We start from the raw sequence: 1280 nt of genomic DNA on the forward strand, positions 1-1280 counted from the left end.
CTGGGCGGCGAGGAAGGCGCGCGCCTCGACCAGCGCGGCGGACGGGCCGGCGACGCCGCGGCGCTCGCCCTCGGCCAGCACCGCCGCGCGCGCATCCTCCGCCGTCAGGCCGAAGCGCGTGACACCGTCGGTCAGCAGCGCGAGTTCCGCCTCCGGGTCCGGCACCGTGCCGGCGAAGCGCAGGCGGACCAACTCGGCGAAGCCGTCCGGGTCGGGCAGCGCCATGGCGCGATGCGGCGCGGCGATGCTGCCGCCGCCGGAAGCGGCCATGGCGGCGATCGCCTCGCCCGCCGGGTCCACCGCCTCGGCGCGGAGACCTCCACCCGGCGCGCAGGCGCAGGGCAGGACGCGGACCGACCCGTCGAGTTCCATCAGCTTGATCTCGACGCCCATATCCGGATGGCGCTCGCGCACCGCCGCGGCGGCGCGGTTCAGCACCTCTTGGTGCTGGCGCAACTCGTCGGCCGGATTGTCGGACAGGCGCCGCCCGGCCCAGATGTGCATCGCGCCGCAGTCGCGGTGGTTCACGAACACGACCTTGCGCACGCCGTGCAGCTGTCGGGATGCGGCGAGGTTCTCCCACAGCGCCGCCGACCAGGCCGGGCGCGCGGGGTCGATGGCCGCGAGTGCGGCGCCGGCGATGCGCATCTCGCTGTAGCGGCCTTCGCGCCCGAGCGCGCCCATCAGGAAGGTCACGTCGTCGGTCAGCCGCGGATCGATGCAGCTGACCAGGAATGCGTCGGCCTTGCGCGGCGGCGCGGCCTGCTGCTCCGCCGTATTGGCGGTGCCCGGATGCGTCATTTGTTGATGTCCTCCGTGTGGGCGATGCCGCCCAGGCGGTGATGCAGGTGGGAGTAACAAAGCCCGGCCGTGAACAGGCCGGAGAGGCAGACCAGCAGACCCATCAGCAGCGTGTCGCCGTCGAGCAGCTGCTGGCCGGACAGGTGCAGCACGGTCATGCCGAGGCCGAGGCAGAAGGCGACCACGAGCAGGATCCCCTGCCGCCCCAGCACGCCGCGCGTCGTGCGCCACATGACGCCGAGGATGGCGACGAGCGCCGCCCCGGTCGCGAGCTTCACCCAGAACCAGTCGAAGCCTTCCAGCACCCAATGGACGTAGGAGGTGCCGGAGGGGTTGTAGATGGCAAACACGATGAACAGCGCGAACAGCGCGCGCGAGACGACGCCGCGCCAGTCGAAGCGCTCGGCGCTCATCGCGCCGTCTCCCGCGCCCGCAGCACGGCGAGGTCCGCCAGCCGCGCGGCGGCCGCATCGGCCGCG

At 73.2% G+C, this 1280-nt stretch carries 2 protein-coding genes; both read right to left on the reverse strand.

The genetic code is table 11. The features are described 5' to 3' along the window. On the reverse strand, positions 1-801 hold an 801-nt coding region (locus tag HW577_RS25155), incomplete at its 3' end, for a hypothetical protein (protein WP_198378818.1). Next, on the reverse strand, positions 798-1214 hold the full coding sequence (locus HW577_RS25160; RefSeq protein ID WP_198378819.1) for a DUF6524 family protein: 417 nt from the start codon (positions 1212-1214) through the stop codon (positions 798-800). The genes HW577_RS25155 and HW577_RS25160, both read right to left, overlap by 4 nt. Between the last annotated feature and the right edge of the window lie 66 nt (positions 1215-1280).

The organism is Neoroseomonas rubea, from assembly GCF_016106015.1.
Classification (GTDB): domain Bacteria; phylum Pseudomonadota; class Alphaproteobacteria; order Acetobacterales; family Acetobacteraceae; genus Neoroseomonas; species Neoroseomonas rubea.